The following is a 15,279-nucleotide window of genomic DNA, read 5'->3' on the forward strand; positions in this document are numbered from 1 at the left end:
TTCGGGGTGGAAGTGCAGCAATGCATGGAGCTGACGAATACTAATCGGTCGAGGGCTTAACCTATACAATGATCTGGATTCACAATGGATGAATCGCTGAATTCGCTACTAGTTTTCAGGGAACAATATAACTGTTCCCAAAAACATAAAAATGTGTTATACTAAATGTTGTGCCATATTCCCTGATAGCTCAGTTGGTAGAGCACTCGGCTGTTAACCGAGTTGTCACAGGTTCGAGTCCTGTTCGGGGAGCCATCTGGAGAGGTGTCCGAGTTGGCCGAAGGAGCACGATTGGAAATCGTGTAGGCGTCACAAGCGTCTCGAGGGTTCGAATCCCTCTCTCTCCGCCATAATACATATGGCCCGTTGGTCAAGCGGTTAAGACACCGCCCTTTCACGGCGGTAACACGGGTTCGAATCCCGTACGGGTCATGTACGTTTGGACGCTTAGCTCAGCTGGGAGAGCATCTGCCTTACAAGCAGAGGGTCGGCGGTTCGATCCCGTCAGCGTCCACCATTATTGCCGCGGGGTGGAGCAGCCCGGTAGCTCGTCGGGCTCATAACCCGAAGGTCGCAGGTTCAAATCCTGCCCCCGCAATATTGTCCCCTGAAGACTAATTGTCTTCCGGGGATCCCCTTAAGGGGAATTTTTATATGGAGCTGTGGTGTAGAGGCCTAACATGCCTGCCTGTCACGCAGGAGACCGCGGGTTCGAATCCCGTCAGCTCCGCCATCTTTTGACAAATGAATAAGGCTCGGTAGCTCAGTCGGTAGAGCAGAGGACTGAAAATCCTCGTGTCGGCGGTTCGATTCCGTCCCGAGCCACCATTAGAATGACTGATATGCCGCTGTAGCTCAATTGGTAGAGCAACTGACTTGTAATCAGTAGGTTGGGGGTTCAAGTCCTCTCGGCGGCACCAGTGATCTCTTATGGAGGATTAGCGAAGTGGCCAAACGCAGCAGACTGTAAATCTGTTCTCTTACGAGTTCGGTGGTTCGAATCCATCATCCTCCACCATAGGGGCATAGTTTAAAGGTAGAACAAAGGTCTCCAAAACCTTTGGTGTGGGTTCGATTCCTGCTGCCCCTGCCAGCAAACCTATACGTGGCGGTCGTGGCGAAGTGGTTAACGCACCGGATTGTGGCTCCGGGATCCGAGGGTTCGATTCCCTTCGATCGCCCCATAATATACCCTTAAATATGACATTGGGGATTAGCCAAGCGGTAAGGCAACGGACTTTGACTCCGTCATGCCCAGGTTCGAATCCTGGATCCCCAGTTTATGCGGAAGTGGCTCAGCGGTAGAGCATCGCCTTGCCAAGGCGAGGGTCGCGGGTTCGATCCCCGTCTTCCGCTCCATTAAGGCGCCATAGCCAAGTGGTAAGGCAGAGCTCTGCAAAAGCTTTACCCCCAGTTCGAATCTGGGTGGCGCCTCCAACTTGCCGGAGTGGCGGAATCGGCAGACGCACAGGACTTAAAATCCTGCGGTAGGTGACTACCGTACCAGTTCAAGTCTGGTCTTCGGCATTTATCAGGTTAAGCATGGAAGGTCTGACTTGCAGCAATTGAAACACATCTTGTGCCCTTAGCTCAGCTGGATAGAGCGTTTGACTACGAATCAAAAGGTCAGGAGTTCGAATCTCTTAGGGCACGCCATAATTACTTTATGCCGGTGTGGCGGAATGGCAGACGCGTTCGACTCAAAATCGAATGGGGAGACCCGTGGAGGTTCGAGTCCTCTCACCGGTATCACTTCAATAAGAGTAGGTTCATTAGATTAAAGTCTAATGAACCTTTTTTTAGTGCGTACGCATTACGATTAATAAAGTGGTGAAAGTCCGCTGGGGAGATTGGTTGTAGCCAACCGCTTGCCAAGAGCAGTGATGTCATTCATTGTATTGGCTGAACCACCGATTCCATCATCGCTCCCCCGAATACGGTCAACACGGACGAGTGCCATTCCCAGCCACATCATTTTCCGTGTCAGCATTTTCATGATCCTCTACTCCACGTTTCTTTATAATATTGTTGATTTTCAACCGCAATGTTCATTTATGAAAGGTCCACCATGTAATGTTGGCTGCGCCGCAGGGTCTCTTAATTGCAATGAAGAAAAATAGCGTTGCTGCAGCAACGCTTTTGTATCCGTTTGATTACAAATTCATCACTTAAGTACATTCAGAGCGAAAGACTATTTCGAACCACACGGAATTTTGAATTTTCATCATTTGCTTACGAGATGTTTGGAGGAAGTATAGTTAAGGTATCAAGAACAACATTTTATTGACATATCGTGAAATGTAGATATAATAATAGACATGGATCCAATTGAAGTGTTCAAGGCGTTGTCTAACGAGTCGAGACTACAGATTTTACAGTGGCTTAAGGAGCCCGAAAAACATTTTGTGCCCCATGAAGGAGTGGATATGAGGGAAATCGGGGTGTGCGTCAGTCAAGTGACGGATAAGTTGAACATGACACAGTCGACGGCTTCGCAGTATTTGTCCATTCTACAACGGGCCGGACTGATTCGAACCGAGCGGATCGGCAAATATACGTACTACAAACGAAACGAAGAGAAAATAAGCGAATTAGCTGATTTCTTAAATCAGAAACTCTAATCTGAACTTGAATACCTCAAACGTATTCAGTTTTTTTTGACCTTACAAATCGACATATTGCGATATGTAAATTTATAAAAGATCCTCATCTATTGAACAACAGAAAAAGGAGAAGTGAACGTATGTCTAACACGTGGAGAGTCTATTTATTGGCATTGGTTACTTTTTTGGTGGGTACATCCGAGTATGTTATTTCCGGCATCTTGGATAAGATCTCGGATACAATGGGTATTTCCGTTACTTCTGCGGGGCAGTTGGTCACGATCTTTTCCTTTGTGTACGCCATAAGCACCCCGATTCTCATGGCGTTGACTGCTAAGGTGGAAAGACAAAAACTGCTGGTTTGGGCGCTGGGTATCTTCGTAATGGGGAATATTCTGTCTTTCGTTTTGCCAGGCTATTCATCGTTTCTCGCAGCTCGCGTCATCATGGCTGTGGGCGCGGGAATGGTCGTGGTAACCGCTTTGGACGTCGCCGCGAAAATCGCCGCCCCAAGCAAACAAGCCAGCGCGATTGCTACCGTGGTGATGGGCTTTACGGCTTCCTTGATTATCGGCGTGCCTCTTGGACGTATCGTTGCAGCACAATTCGGATGGAAATCCGTTTTTGGTATATTGGCACTGGCCGGTCTTGTGGCAATGTTCGTTCTGTACGCCATCATCCCTCGAGTTCAAGGGGATAAACCGATTCCGTTGTCCAAGCAACTTGCCTTCTTGAAAAACGGAAACGTAGCGCTAGGGCTTGCGATTACCTTTTTCTGGCTCGGAGGATACTCGATCGCCTACACCTACATTTCACCGTATCTACTTGATGTTGCCGGATTGAAAGATGGAATGCTGAGTGGAGTGCTATTGGCGTTCGGCATCGCCAGCCTGGTCGGATCCAAATTCGGCGGTTTCAGCACGGATAAATGGGGGGTATTCCCGACACTGTCAGGGGGAATGCTCTTGCACGTCATAGCGCTGCTTCTCCTCTCTCTAACCGTTACCTATACGCACTCGTGGCTGCCGATTGTCACCCTCCTGATCTTATGGTCGTTTGCGGCTTGGTCTTCCGGTCCAACGCAACAATTCAATCTGGTTCGGATTGAACCGAATTATTCTGGAATCATGCTGAGCCTGAACCAATCCATGATGCAATTGTCCATGGCTGCGGGTGCTGGAATCGGAGGCGTCATGATCGACCGGGTGTCCCTGTCATCAATTACATGGGTCGGGATGGTTGGGGTCGCTATTGCGATCGTGGCGGTGCCGTTCTTGAAGATGCGAATGAATGCCGGCAGTCAAGGTGCCTGAGAGTATCCTGGGATGAAGTCTAAAAAGGCATCCATTAAATGAGTTGACAACCGGGTACAAGAACTCAATAAATACAACATGATAAGGTTACAGTGGATCGATCGGGCGGAATGGGATTACGATCGAAAACTTAGAGCATCCCTAAAGCTTCCGCAAAATGTTTGGCCCTACGCGACTTTTAAGCTGGCGCTTTCGTTGTGGACTCAAGCCGTGGCACCGCAACTTGCCAAGGAAGACATCAAGATCCGCAGTGTTGACCCGGGAATTAGCAATACTCTAAGAAAAGGAAAAGATTCCGGACTTGCCTTATGGTTTGAACGGTTTATGAAGTTTTTTCCTCTCCGCCTACTCATGGAGCCAACCTATTATGAGGGAGCCCTCGGCAAACACAGCAATGAGACCGGCATGTTTCTGTTCAAAGATCGGATTGCGGACTTGAAATTTACAGAGCATGCGCAGCGTGTGCTGGAAAAAAATCCTCGATTATATATAGCTCTAACGGAGAACGATAGCGTAGAAAACATATCATGAGGCCGCCGCAAATAAATTACCGGGTGGCCTCACCCCGCACGGTTACGCTATAATTAGCAGAATCAATGATCCGCGGGATCCGTGGATTATTGCAATTTGACTTTGTCCTTGGAGGTCGACAGCCATGAACGCTCCTTCCGCAGACCGTATCAAGATCGCGCCAGGTTTCTGGACCAGCCTGAGGGGGATAGGGGTAGAACCCATTGATGTAGCGCGCCAAGCACGTCTACCGCTAACCGTCATCACCGAACCGTTAGTCACGACCGCACAATATTATTCGATCTGGCAAGCTTATTCCGAACTCGTCGGGGACATCGCTACGGGAATCGTCAAGCTTGCGACCGCGTACGAGACAGCTCAGTATCCGCCGGCTGCTTTGGCGACCTTTCACGCTCGTGACTACCGGGACGCGCTGAACCGAATGGCGCGCTATAAGCAAATGTGCCCTCCGGAAAACTTGAGGATTCAGGAGGAAGGCGAGCAATGCTCGATTGAATTGGAGTGGCAGCATGACGAGCAACCCGGACCACCGGTGCTTGTCGTCATTACGCTCGCCTACCTGCTTGAGCTCGGGCGCCGGGGAACAGGCCGTCATCTGAAGGCTCGGTCTGTCGAATTCATACACCCTATGGGCGACGTTCAAGCCCTTGAAGATTATTTCGGCTGCCGCGTACGGACGGGGACGGATCGCAATCGGCTAAAGCTGAATCGCGACGATCTGGACTGCCCCTTCACGTCGTACAACGAAGAACTTCTCGAGATTCTGACTCCCGCCTTGGATCGTATGCTGGAAGAACAACAGAGCCAGCTCACCATAAGCGATAAGGTGATGTGGATCTTGTCTCGATGCCTAACTCGAGGGAGAATCGACATTCAAAACGTAGCTTCCGAGTTGGGGATGAGCGAGCGCACCTTGCAGCGCAGGCTGACGGAAGAAGGCGCAAGCTTTAAGCAGTTGCTGGAGAAAACTAGGCGGGAGATGGCCGTCGCTTACTTGGCAGACCCTGCGCTGGAGATCAAAGAGGTCGCTTTTCTCGTCGGCTACGAGGACCAAAATTCGTTTTATCGCGCGTTTCGCTCATGGACAGGGGAAACTCCCGCCAATTGGCGCGTCGCGCAAGAGAATTGACGTTCTGTGCTAGTTACGGAGTAGGCGAAACGATGTATCATGATCCTATCCTAAACATAAGGAGTGCAGGCAGATGGATATGGGATTGAAGAATAAGACGGCTTTAGTAACGGGATCAACTAGAGGCATAGGAAAAGCGATTGCCCTTGAACTTGCCAGGGAAGGCGTTCATGTACTCATAAATGGTCGGAACAACGATGGCGTAGAGCGCACGGTAGCTGAGTTCCAAGCGGCGTTCCCGGAAACGGAACCTCGAAATGCAACCGCCGATCTCGTCGATTCGCGGCAGAGAGAAGCTTTATTCGCGAAATTTCCCCACGTCGATATCCTCGTCAACAGCATGGGCATCTATGAGATCATCTCCTATGATGACGTAGACGATGCCGTATGGGAGAAGTACTTCCGCACGAACTTTCTCGCCGCCAACGACTTAACCAAGTTTTATTTGCCTTCCATGCTGAGTCGCGAATACGGCCGTATTATCTTCATCGCGAGTGAAGAAGCCGTCATGCCTTCCGGACAGATGCCTCAATACGCTGTGACCAAATCCATGCTGTTGTCATTGTCCAAGAGCTTGTCCAAGTTGACCCGCGGCGCCGAAGTTACAGTGAACACGATCCTGCCGGGACCGACCCTCTCCGAGAACGTGCTGCAGATCATCGAGAGCATTTATTCGAACGAAGAGATGACCTTCGAGGCTAAAGAGAGAGACTTTATGGCGAAGAACCTGCCTCAATCCGAAATCCAACGGTTTATCAGACCTGTGGAGATCGGCCGATTGACTGCTTTCATTTGCAGCCCGATGGCCTCCGCCTTCAAAGGATCCCCGATCCGCATAGATGGGGGAATGGTACCGACAATATTTTAATTTTTTGCTCTAACGGAAAACGTTAGTTTCATTAAAACATCATGTGGTTGCCGCGGAATAGATCGAGCAACCTCGTTAAACAATTGGATAGCATAGCTCAATATATATGACATTAACGTGCTGATTCTAGAGCTTCATTTGCCATGGTTACTATCCCGAAAGGGATTGTCAGTGACAACTTATTGATACAACCCATTTTGCTTTAGTGAGTGAAATGTTCCTGCCATTCATTTAATCCCTCATCCATCCGATAGGCTCTAAATCCTTCAGCCTGCAATTTTTGTGCAGCGATTGCAGAGTAGACACATAATGGATTCTTCGCCAAATTGAAAGCCAGTTTCATCGTATCCTTGGGTCTGATTGCCTTAGCGTTGACGTCCTATACACTCCTCCTGCTCGGCATCTGCGGATTTGACGGCGGAAGTGCTAGTGTGCAGATAGTTGATCTTATGGCTCCGGTTCCATACACCGTTTTTCAAACCTATTTGTGGACGGTCTTCATTGGCGGTCTGGCCTGTCTGCTTGTTGGAGCGGTAACGCTATGGCTCTCTAGCCGGATGAATACTCCTTTTTCAGTCATCATTACTGTGATGATTTTGCTTCTAGGTCCACTGTTTATCCCATCGAGTAAGAGCAGCCGCTCTTTTTAACCATATGATGGATCTGCTGCCGAGTAATATGATGGACAGTTTTCGTAAAGTTACCAATTATGAAGTGTTTCATATCTTTGGGCAATGGATTCCAGAGCATAAGGTTATGGTTGGTGTGTCGGTAATCGTTATTATTATGCTTCTGCCTTTCACTTACCAAGGATTCAAGAAACGTCAGGTGGCCTAGCTTGCACGTTCACCAGGCATAACTTCATCTTTTCTTTCCGTATTGCCATTCGTGCGCAACGGCGAACCTTTCGGGTTTACCTCTCCCCAACTGCCCGGTAAATGCAAAAGCTGACCTGAGATTGACTTATTGCATTTATGGAGCTAAGGGAGATCGAACCCCTGACCTCATCATCGCTGCCAGTCGTTGAGCTCTCCTAATAAGGATAGTTATACTGCTCCAAAACCCGGTCCAGTCAAGTTTCGTTATTGTTCTGTTTTTCGTCTGTTTTGTGATTGTCGATCATGAAACCTAAGATAATCCCTACAATTGCAACAGCCATGACAACAAGAAAAGTCTCGCTAAATGCTTGTGACCATATTTCATTTGGGGCCTGGACTCCGGATTCGGGATGGTCTTTTAGCCTTTCTGTCAAAATTGTTGCCAAGCCCGCTATTCCAAACGAAGCCATAACTTGCTGTGATGCCCCAGATAACGAACTTACCCGGCCGATCAAATGCTGCGGTGCTGCTTGCATGATATGCGCATTGAGCGACATCCCCTGGAGGGCAATTCCTGCGCCTAGTAATACTAATGGTAAAATAAGCATTCCCACACCATCCTTTGCTGATATAAGGGAAAGGAGGAACGCACTAATCCCAATGAAAGCCATTCCAGTAACCACTAAAGGTTTTATACCAAACCCGTCAAACAAACGTCCGCCAATCGGCATGAACACGGCAGAGGCAATGGCTTGTGGAAGCATAAGCATTCCTGCTTCAAATGCATTATGGCCTTTAACTTCCTGCAAGAAAACAGGATTAATAAAAAGTGTACCGTAATAGGCTATTCCAGATATCCATACGACAATGATAGAGCGTGTGAATACCCTAGAGCGAAAAACGCGAAGCTCAATCAAAGGGTGTTGTTGACGCAGCTCGGCAATAATAAAGATAAGCAAAGCTAATACTCCCACGGCTAGGCCGATGATTGTATTTGTGGAGTCCCAACCGGAGTCACCTCCTTGAGTGACACCATAGACAAGCGCAGCAAACGCCAGGGGGCCAAACAATATACCAAGAATATCAAGCGGAGCGGTTGCCTGACGCTCGAAGCTAGGCAAGCTTTTCAAACAAAGGATGACCCCGATAAGACCTACTGGAATGTTGATAATGAAAATGTAATGCCAGCTTGCGAAATTCACCAACCAACCGGCTACGATCGGCCCCAAAGCCGGAGCAAGTAGAGAGGGGACTCCTATCATTCCCATTACAGCTCCGACTTTGCCCGGAGGACTGAGACGGTAAATCATCGCCATAGAAAGGGGCATAACGAGTCCGCCTCCCAAGCCTTGCATAATTCTAAAAGCAACAAATTGCCCGGCATTGGTTGCAAAAACACATAGTATTGAACTAAATGTAAATAGCCCGATCGAAATTACAAATATACGATTGGCTCCAAATCTATCGGACAACCATCCGGCTATCGGAATAATTGCGGCTTCAGCAAGTATATAGCCGGTAACAGACCATTGTATGACGGATAACGAACTATTGAATTCGTTGCTGAGAATGGGAATGGCTATATTGATAGCGGTACTATCCAGCATAACCATAAACATTCCAATAATAATGGCAATTAAAGGGCCCCTAATCGTTTTTAGCGATTGGGTTTTTTCGGCTTTCATTGCAACTTTTGCTTGTATGGACACTAAATTTCCTCCTTTTTTCGAGATAAGATTAAGCATTATAGCAACACCTGACGCTTTCCATTGAGATTATAAATGAAGTAGAGTAACATCAAAAGTAGGATAAATTTTTATATATTATTTCATTTGACAAACTTACTAACTTTATGTAAGTAAAGGGTAATATGTCAAGGGGTTAGGGGGAAATAAATTGCATTTAAATACGGAAGAGAAACAATGCTGGTACGTTGTCGGTGAAGTTCTAAAAATTATTACAGGAAAATGGGCGTTCTTAGTCATTGCAGAACTGTATAAAGAGTCCAAACGTTTTAATCAATTACGAAGAAATTTGGATAATGTCAGCACCAAATCTTTAACGGATATTCTAAGGCATTTGGAACAACATGAGGTTGTTGAACGAAGAGTGTTTCCAACAGTACCAGTAACAGTAGAATATTCCTTAACGGATAAAGGCAGGGACTTTCAATGCGTACTTCAAGAGATGAGAAAATGGGGGGTAAGGTGGGGAATACCTGATAATCCGTATCAAAACGTATCAAATGAAGATACAGTTCAATAGGTCCAGAGGACTGAAACAGAGACTATAACGACACACTCATTCAAAGTTGATTTTTATTTACCTAACGGTAGTTAAATTATTGACAAAGCGTTTTGTTTATGTTTCAATCTACCTAACGATAGTTAAAAAAACTGCGGATTGTACTGTAAGGAGTAAAACAATGATGAAAAAGAAAGAACTGACATCCAATCAATTGATCGAGGCAGCATTCGAACTTATTGCACAACACGGGATTGAAAAAACCAGTCTGGCTATGATTTCCACAAAGGTCGGTATCACAAAGCCGTCCATTTACTATCATTTCGCATCAAAAGAAGAATTGATCGATCGAATATTTGAATACAGTCTTGGCGATTATCACTTTGACCATTTCGTCCAAATGGATGAGTACAATGAACAAAATTTTGCTGAAAAGCTATATCAAGCAGGTCTAAAAATGTTTCCGGAAAAAGATGAAGTCTATCTAAGAGTTTTAAAAGAATTTATGAGTTATGCCGTGCGCAATGAAAAATACTTGAAACGCATTGCAAAATTTGAGCAAGAGTTTATAGAAGGCCTCCAGGAGTTATTGCAAAAGGGAGCTGATTTAGGAGTGGTTAAACCGCAAAATATAGCGGCCAAGGCACATATGCTCGCTATTGTCATCGATGGTATTCAAGATTCTATAGTCATGCAGATACCGTTTAAAACAGACTATAAAGATATCTGGAGGGAAGCAGTGAACAGTGTTCTCACGAAAACCTGAATGAATTTGGAGAGGATGAACAACTATGAGCATGATAAGAAATTCCGAGAGTGATGCCGATACGGCCATTGAGGCAAAAGGGCTTGTTAAAGTGTTCGGGAAACATCGCGCAGTTGATGGCATTGATTTATCGATTCGAAAAGGATCGGTCTATGGTTTCTTAGGACCAAATGGCGCGGGGAAGACAACGACCATTCGGATGCTCGCTACGTTACTCCAGCCGGACGGTGGTTACGCCCGTATTTTCGGTCATGATCTTGCCACGGAAACCGCTGCGGTAAGAAGTCGCATCAGCCTAACCGGGCAATACACATCAATCGATGAAGATTTAACCGGTTATGAAAATCTCGTCATGATCGCCAGACTAATGGGATACTCTCGAAAGCAGGCAAAAGTACGAGCGGACGAATTACTTAGCGCCTTCAACCTCGAAGATGCAGCAAAAAGGCAAGTGAAAAGTTATTCCGGAGGCATGCGCCGGCGCATAGATATCGCCGCAAGCATCGTTGTAACGCCGGATCTTCTTTTTCTTGATGAACCGACAACCGGATTAGATCCGCGCAGCCGCAATCAGGTGTGGGATATTGTGCGTGCCTTAGTTAGCGCAGGTACGACAGTATTGCTTACGACGCAATATTTGGATGAAGCGGATCAGCTTGCAGATCGGATTGCAGTCATCAATCAAGGAAAGATCATCGCAGAAGGAACGAGCAGTGAATTAAAAGCGTCAGTCGGTACGGGGACATTGAACGTTTCCCTTCTCGACCCTGAGGATCGGGAAAGAGCTGTTGAAGTTCTAACTAACATTCTGAAAGTTCCCATTAAATCTTCCTCTGATCCTGCCTCTCTTATCGCTCATGTCGATGCCCCATCTCTTGTAGCCGAAGCCCTCTTAGAATTTGGAAAGGAAGATATTGGAATAAGGGCCTTTTCACTCGGTCAGCCTAGTCTTGATGAAGTATTTTTGACGTTGACAAGTCAGGCGGTTGTTAAAGAACAAGTTGGCGAGGAGGCAGGTTAATGACCGGCACAGCAGAACTGAAGAAACAGAGTGGAACGAGTGAGCAATTACGAAATGCAATCGCTTCAAGTAAGCGCCCAAGTCCGCCAAACGTTTTTTCTTCAACATTCACCTTTGCATCGCGAGCCCTGCTTCGGATTAAACACATCCCTGAGCAACTGTTCGATGTGACCGTTTTCCCTATTATTTTCTTACTTATGTTTACGTATTTATTTGGCGGAGCGATTGCTGGATCAACGAATGGCTATTTGCAATTCCTTCTTCCTGGAATCCTCGTCATGACCGTCTCACAAATTACAATATACACGGGAGTAGATCTGAACAATGACATCAGAAAAGGTATATTTGATCGCTTCCGCACCTTACCCATTCGGCTGCCATCTGCACTTGTTGGTGCATTGCTCGTGGATACTGTTCGATATACAATGGCCTCTGCAATTATGATTGCCCTCGGCCTTTTGCTCGGATTTCGGCCGGACGGCGGATTTATCGGTGTTTTGGCGGCAGTAGCCTTGATTTTACTATTCTCCTTTAGTTTTTCTTGGATTTGGACAACGCTCGGATTGATTATGCGTACAGAGAAATCGCTTATGATGGCGAGCACGATGATCCTGTTTCCCCTCCAGTTCGTCAGCAATGTTTTTGTTGATCCGCAGACGCTGCCATCGTGGCTTCGGGGGTTTGTTGACATCAACCCAATTTCGCTTCTGGTGACAGCAGTACGCGGTTTGATGCATGGCACGGTAACATTTGAACAGATTGGCTTGGTGTTCTTGGCTTCCATAGTTATTACTGCTGTTTTCGCGCCGATAACCATGTATCTGTATCGCAACAAGCAATAACTGTGTTCTCAAGCAAATGGACAAATATGACCGGAGCAGATAGCAATATTCAAACGGAGAATGAAAGAAAGCTGAATAACGTAACGAGATGGCTTGGAATTAAAGGAGGCAGTCCCACATGCACTTGTGGTATATTAAAGAGCTCAGCAATTTCATTACGTATCTGAAAGAAAGAGGGTGGAGTATTTGACATCGAATCATGATCATTCAAATATGGCATCTACCAGTGAGGAAAGGCTTCAGAAAGCAACGGTTGGTGAACTGAAGCCTCACAACACATCCATTCCTCTCCGGGATTATGATCCGCACTGGCCTAAACTTTTCGAGCAAGAGGCCGAACGAATTCGTTCAATACTTGGCAGCAAGGTTCTGCAATTGGAGCATGTTGGATCTACTTCGGTGCCGGGATTATGTGCCAAGCCAATCATCGATATGCTGCTGGTAGTAGAGAATTCTGCTGACGAAACGGCCTACGTTTCCGACTTGGAGGAAGAGGGGTACACGTTACACATACGGGAACCTGATTGGTTTGAACACCGTCTATTCAAAGGTCCCAATACGGATATTAATCTTCACGTATTTAGCCAGGGGGCGTCCGAAATCGACCGAATGCTGCTTTTCCGTAATTGGCTCAGAGCGAACGACTCCGACCGGGATGTGTATGCACAAGTGAAGCGAAGCTTAGCACGACATCAATGGCGTCACGTACAAGATTATGCAGATGCAAAAGATTCAATTGTAAAGGAAATTATGGAGAGAGCGAATGCGGTTAAGCGAACCTATTAAGGTGTGATGGGCTCGTAGATGCAGGTTCCGCTTTTCCCTGTGATGGGGAGGAAAATCTTCGATTGCACGAATTTCTGAGCATAGGCGCGAACGATGCCTCGATCATTATCCAGCAGCCCTGCGCAAGCCAAATAACCCCGCAGTCTTTGCTTGAAGATTGCGGGGTTGTTCCTGATTCGGGAAATGATCAGGAAAGCAGCGTCCTCAAATTGTCGCTCGGTACCCTTGTCACTGCAGTTGCAGAACAAGGACGCGTTCTCACTCCGGGCGATATTGCGCGGATAGACGGATTGCTTCGGTGGCGATATCTCCAGAAGCATGCAGGATGGCGTAGCCAAAGCCAGGGAGCGCGACCTGCATCGTTCCCTCGTCTGTCCGGACATCGGCGTCGCTGCCGGCATCCTGCCACAGCCCGTTCAGCCCTCCGCTCTGCACGGTGACCGAGCATGCGGTCTCGTCATTGTTCAGCAGCAGCAGAAAGCGGTCCCGCTCGTCATGCCGTTCGTAGGCGAGCAGCTGCGGGTGCCCGGAGGCTACCAGGAAGCGCAGGCCGCTGCCGCGCAAGGCAGGGTGCGCTTTGCGCAGGGTGATCAGGCGGCGGAAGAAGCCCAGCAGCTCACGATCCTGCTTCGTGGGGTCCCACTCCATGCATTTGCGGTTGTAGGGGTCATGCTCGCCGTCAAGCCCGATCTCATCCCCGTAGTAGATGCAGGGCACTCCCTGAAAGGTTAACTGGAAGAGCACGGCCAGCTTCATCAGCCGCTTATTGCCGCCGCACAGCGTCAGCAGCCTGACAGTATCGTGGCTGCCCAGCAGGTTGAACGCGGCCTCGGTGACCTGTTGCGGGAAGCCAGCCAGCAGAGAGTTGATGCTCTGGGCAAACTGGCTGGCGTCGGTGCGTCTTCTGGCGAAGAAATCAAGCACGATGTTGGTGAACGGGTAATTCATCACGGCATCGAACTGGTCGCCCTGCAGCCACGGCATCGCATCATGCATAATTTCTCCGAGCAGGTAGGCGTCCGGGTTCACCTTCTTGATCTCGCGGCGGAACTCGCGCCAGAACTGGTGGTCCACCTCGTTGGCCACGTCCAGCCGCCAGCCGTCCAGCCCCAGTTCGCCAATCCAGTACCGGCCTACCTCCAGCAGATAGGCCTTGACCTCCTCATTGCCCGTATTCAGCTTCGGCATGATCGGCTCGAAGCCGAAGGTGGCATAGTTCGGGATGCCGTTCTCCACCTTGAGCGGCCACTCCTTGATATGAAACCAGTCGGCATAGCGGGATGAGGGACCGTTCTGCTGTACATCGATGAAGGGCGGAAACGTATGCCCGCAGTGGTTGAATACACCGTCCAGCAGTACCCGAATGCCCCGGGCGTGACAGGCGTCGACCAGCTCCTTCAGCTTCTCGTTCGTGCCGAAATGCGGATCCACGAGCATATAATCACGCGTGTCGTATTTGTGATTGGTCGTCGCGGCGAACAAAGGAGTGAAATAGATCGCATTGATTCCCAATTCGACGAGATGGTCCATATGGTCGAGCACCCCTTGCAGATCGCCGCCAAAAAAATTGGTCGGACTCGGTACGCCGCCCCATTCCAGCACCCCCTCCGGGTCGATGGACGGGTCGCCCTTGGCGAAGCGCTCGGGGAAGATATGGTAAAAGACCGCTTCCTTGACCCATTCCGGCGGGGAGTGAACATCCTCGGGGTTCAGGTAGGGGAAATCGAACAGCCCCTCATATCGAATCGTCGGTGGTTTATCGAAGAAGCCCTTCTCCAGAAAATAGACGGTCTCGCCTGCTTCCTCGTGGAGGGCAAAATAATAGACGACCCGCCGAAACCGCGGCGAAATGGCGGCTTGCCAGTAATCGAACAGGCCGTCCGCAGCAAACCGTTCCATGGCGACAGACTCATTGTATTTATCCCAGCTGTATTTATCGCCGCATACCAGCTGCACCTGCGCCACATTGCCGCGCTTCGTGCGCAGACGGATGTGTATCGTCGATTCGTTATAGGCATAGGACCAGTTCAGCCCGATGCGATGGTATACCGCTTCCAGCATAATCATCAATAATGGCCTCCTTAAGGCATGATAACGCAAAAAGGGTCCAACCTCTGAATGGACCGAGGTTGAACCCGTAAGTTTCATTGCCTTTAAATTTTCTTCATCTTATCACACGGTTTCCATGTTGGCAACCCTCCATTTTCATATAGTCCATGTCAGGTTTATCATCGCTAGTGCAGATATGTAAAATAGAGGAAAATCGAGATAATGGAAGATAATACAGAAAAAATAAGCGAAATTCATAGATAGAGCGGTTTGCAAACGTTTTTTTGATTGCTGTATGATGGGGGGCAA

Annotated in this window: 14 protein-coding genes and 17 tRNA genes; 28 read left to right on the forward strand and 3 right to left on the reverse strand. The window is 48.2% G+C overall.

Going from position 1 to position 15,279, the window contains the following annotated elements; translation table 11 throughout:
* The first annotated feature begins 179 nt into the window (after positions 1-179).
* The 17 genes from ACFQ03_RS01935 (at position 180) to ACFQ03_RS02015 (ending at position 1,749) form a co-directional block, all read left to right on the forward strand.
* A tRNA-Asn gene (locus tag ACFQ03_RS01935) sits at positions 180-255 on the forward strand.
* A gap of 3 nt (positions 256-258) precedes the next feature.
* Positions 259-350 (forward strand) — tRNA-Ser (locus ACFQ03_RS01940).
* Between the two features lie 10 nt (positions 351-360).
* A tRNA-Glu gene (locus tag ACFQ03_RS01945) sits at positions 361-432 on the forward strand.
* 9 nt (positions 433-441) lie between these two features.
* Positions 442-517: transfer RNA gene (locus tag ACFQ03_RS01950), tRNA-Val, on the forward strand.
* A gap of 7 nt (positions 518-524) precedes the next feature.
* Positions 525-598 (forward strand) — tRNA-Met (locus tag ACFQ03_RS01955).
* A gap of 58 nt (positions 599-656) precedes the next feature.
* Positions 657-733 (forward strand) — tRNA-Asp (locus tag ACFQ03_RS01960).
* Between the two features lie 19 nt (positions 734-752).
* Positions 753-828, forward strand: a tRNA-Phe gene (locus ACFQ03_RS01965).
* A gap of 16 nt (positions 829-844) precedes the next feature.
* Positions 845-920: transfer RNA gene (locus ACFQ03_RS01970), tRNA-Thr, on the forward strand.
* Between the two features lie 12 nt (positions 921-932).
* A tRNA-Tyr gene (locus tag ACFQ03_RS01975) sits at positions 933-1,018 on the forward strand.
* A gap of 1 nt (position 1,019) precedes the next feature.
* A tRNA-Trp gene (locus ACFQ03_RS01980) sits at positions 1,020-1,093 on the forward strand.
* 15 nt (positions 1,094-1,108) lie between these two features.
* Positions 1,109-1,184, forward strand: a tRNA-His gene (locus ACFQ03_RS01985).
* Positions 1,185-1,207: 23 nt separating this feature from the next.
* Positions 1,208-1,279: transfer RNA gene (locus ACFQ03_RS01990), tRNA-Gln, on the forward strand.
* A 5-nt stretch (positions 1,280-1,284) separates the two neighbouring features.
* Positions 1,285-1,359, forward strand: a tRNA-Gly gene (locus tag ACFQ03_RS01995).
* A 4-nt stretch (positions 1,360-1,363) separates the two neighbouring features.
* Positions 1,364-1,437: transfer RNA gene (locus ACFQ03_RS02000), tRNA-Cys, on the forward strand.
* Between the two features lie 4 nt (positions 1,438-1,441).
* Positions 1,442-1,527 (forward strand) — tRNA-Leu (locus ACFQ03_RS02005).
* Positions 1,528-1,579: 52 nt separating this feature from the next.
* A tRNA-Arg gene (locus ACFQ03_RS02010) sits at positions 1,580-1,656 on the forward strand.
* Between the two features lie 12 nt (positions 1,657-1,668).
* Positions 1,669-1,749, forward strand: a tRNA-Leu gene (locus tag ACFQ03_RS02015).
* A 70-nt stretch (positions 1,750-1,819) separates the two neighbouring features.
* Here the strand turns inward: ACFQ03_RS02015 and ACFQ03_RS02020 are convergent.
* Entirely contained in the window at positions 1,820-1,996 is a 177-nt protein-coding gene (locus ACFQ03_RS02020; protein ID WP_186328392.1) for a hypothetical protein, read from the reverse strand.
* Between the two features lie 322 nt (positions 1,997-2,318).
* Between ACFQ03_RS02020 and ACFQ03_RS02025 the strand changes: the two genes are divergently transcribed.
* From ACFQ03_RS02025 to ACFQ03_RS02050, 6 genes are all read left to right on the forward strand, one after another.
* Positions 2,319-2,621, forward strand: a complete 303-nt coding sequence (locus tag ACFQ03_RS02025; protein ID WP_028538557.1) for an ArsR/SmtB family transcription factor — start codon at positions 2,319-2,321, stop codon at positions 2,619-2,621.
* Between the two features lie 122 nt (positions 2,622-2,743).
* A complete protein-coding gene (locus ACFQ03_RS02030) occupies positions 2,744-3,916 on the forward strand; it encodes an MFS transporter (protein WP_144938604.1) in 1,173 nt (390 codons plus the stop codon).
* Between the two features lie 210 nt (positions 3,917-4,126).
* A complete protein-coding gene (locus ACFQ03_RS02035; protein WP_379285716.1) occupies positions 4,127-4,447 on the forward strand; it encodes a hypothetical protein in 321 nt (106 codons plus the stop codon).
* Positions 4,448-4,571: 124 nt separating this feature from the next.
* Positions 4,572-5,576 (forward strand): helix-turn-helix transcriptional regulator, encoded by a 1,005-nt coding sequence (locus ACFQ03_RS02040; RefSeq protein ID WP_379285718.1) that lies wholly within the window; start codon positions 4,572-4,574, stop codon positions 5,574-5,576.
* 73 nt (positions 5,577-5,649) lie between these two features.
* The gene (locus tag ACFQ03_RS02045) at positions 5,650-6,444 is read left to right on the forward strand and encodes an SDR family NAD(P)-dependent oxidoreductase (RefSeq protein ID WP_379285720.1); all 795 of its coding nucleotides are present in this window, start codon (positions 5,650-5,652) and stop codon (positions 6,442-6,444) included.
* Between the two features lie 326 nt (positions 6,445-6,770).
* On the forward strand, positions 6,771-7,094 hold the full coding sequence (locus ACFQ03_RS02050) for a hypothetical protein (RefSeq protein WP_379285722.1): 324 nt from the start codon (positions 6,771-6,773) through the stop codon (positions 7,092-7,094).
* Between the two features lie 422 nt (positions 7,095-7,516).
* Here ACFQ03_RS02050 and ACFQ03_RS02055 read toward each other — a convergent pair whose 3' ends face one another.
* A complete protein-coding gene (locus ACFQ03_RS02055) occupies positions 7,517-9,007 on the reverse strand; it encodes a DHA2 family efflux MFS transporter permease subunit (RefSeq protein ID WP_144938595.1) in 1,491 nt (496 codons plus the stop codon).
* Positions 9,008-9,158: 151 nt separating this feature from the next.
* Between ACFQ03_RS02055 and ACFQ03_RS02060 the strand changes: the two genes are divergently transcribed.
* The 5 genes from ACFQ03_RS02060 (at position 9,159) to ACFQ03_RS02080 (ending at position 12,921) form a co-directional block, all read left to right on the forward strand.
* Positions 9,159-9,527 (forward strand): winged helix-turn-helix transcriptional regulator, encoded by a 369-nt coding sequence (locus tag ACFQ03_RS02060; RefSeq protein ID WP_144938592.1) that lies wholly within the window; start codon positions 9,159-9,161, stop codon positions 9,525-9,527.
* 160 nt (positions 9,528-9,687) lie between these two features.
* On the forward strand, positions 9,688-10,272 hold the full coding sequence (locus ACFQ03_RS02065; protein ID WP_260982116.1) for a TetR/AcrR family transcriptional regulator: 585 nt from the start codon (positions 9,688-9,690) through the stop codon (positions 10,270-10,272).
* A gap of 25 nt (positions 10,273-10,297) precedes the next feature.
* Complete coding sequence (locus tag ACFQ03_RS02070) at positions 10,298-11,293, forward strand: ATP-binding cassette domain-containing protein (RefSeq protein WP_379285725.1); 996 nt, start codon at positions 10,298-10,300, stop codon at positions 11,291-11,293.
* Positions 11,293-12,135 carry an ABC transporter permease gene (locus tag ACFQ03_RS02075; protein ID WP_144938590.1) on the forward strand — a complete coding sequence of 281 codons (843 nt, stop codon included), beginning with the start codon at positions 11,293-11,295 and terminating at the stop codon, positions 12,133-12,135. Before ACFQ03_RS02070 ends, ACFQ03_RS02075 begins: the two co-directional genes overlap by 1 nt.
* A 213-nt stretch (positions 12,136-12,348) precedes the next feature.
* Positions 12,349-12,921, forward strand: coding sequence for a GrpB family protein (locus tag ACFQ03_RS02080; RefSeq protein ID WP_144938622.1), 573 nt, complete (start codon positions 12,349-12,351; stop codon positions 12,919-12,921).
* Positions 12,922-13,179: 258 nt separating this feature from the next.
* On the opposite strand, the gene ACFQ03_RS02085 is transcribed toward ACFQ03_RS02080, so the two are convergent.
* Entirely contained in the window at positions 13,180-14,988 is a 1,809-nt protein-coding gene (locus tag ACFQ03_RS02085) for an alpha-glycosidase (protein ID WP_379285728.1), read from the reverse strand.
* Positions 14,989-15,279 lie beyond the last annotated feature (291 nt).

The sequence above is a fragment of the Paenibacillus residui genome (assembly GCF_042677205.1).
Lineage (GTDB): Bacteria > Bacillota > Bacilli > Paenibacillales > NBRC-103111 > Paenibacillus_L > Paenibacillus_L residui.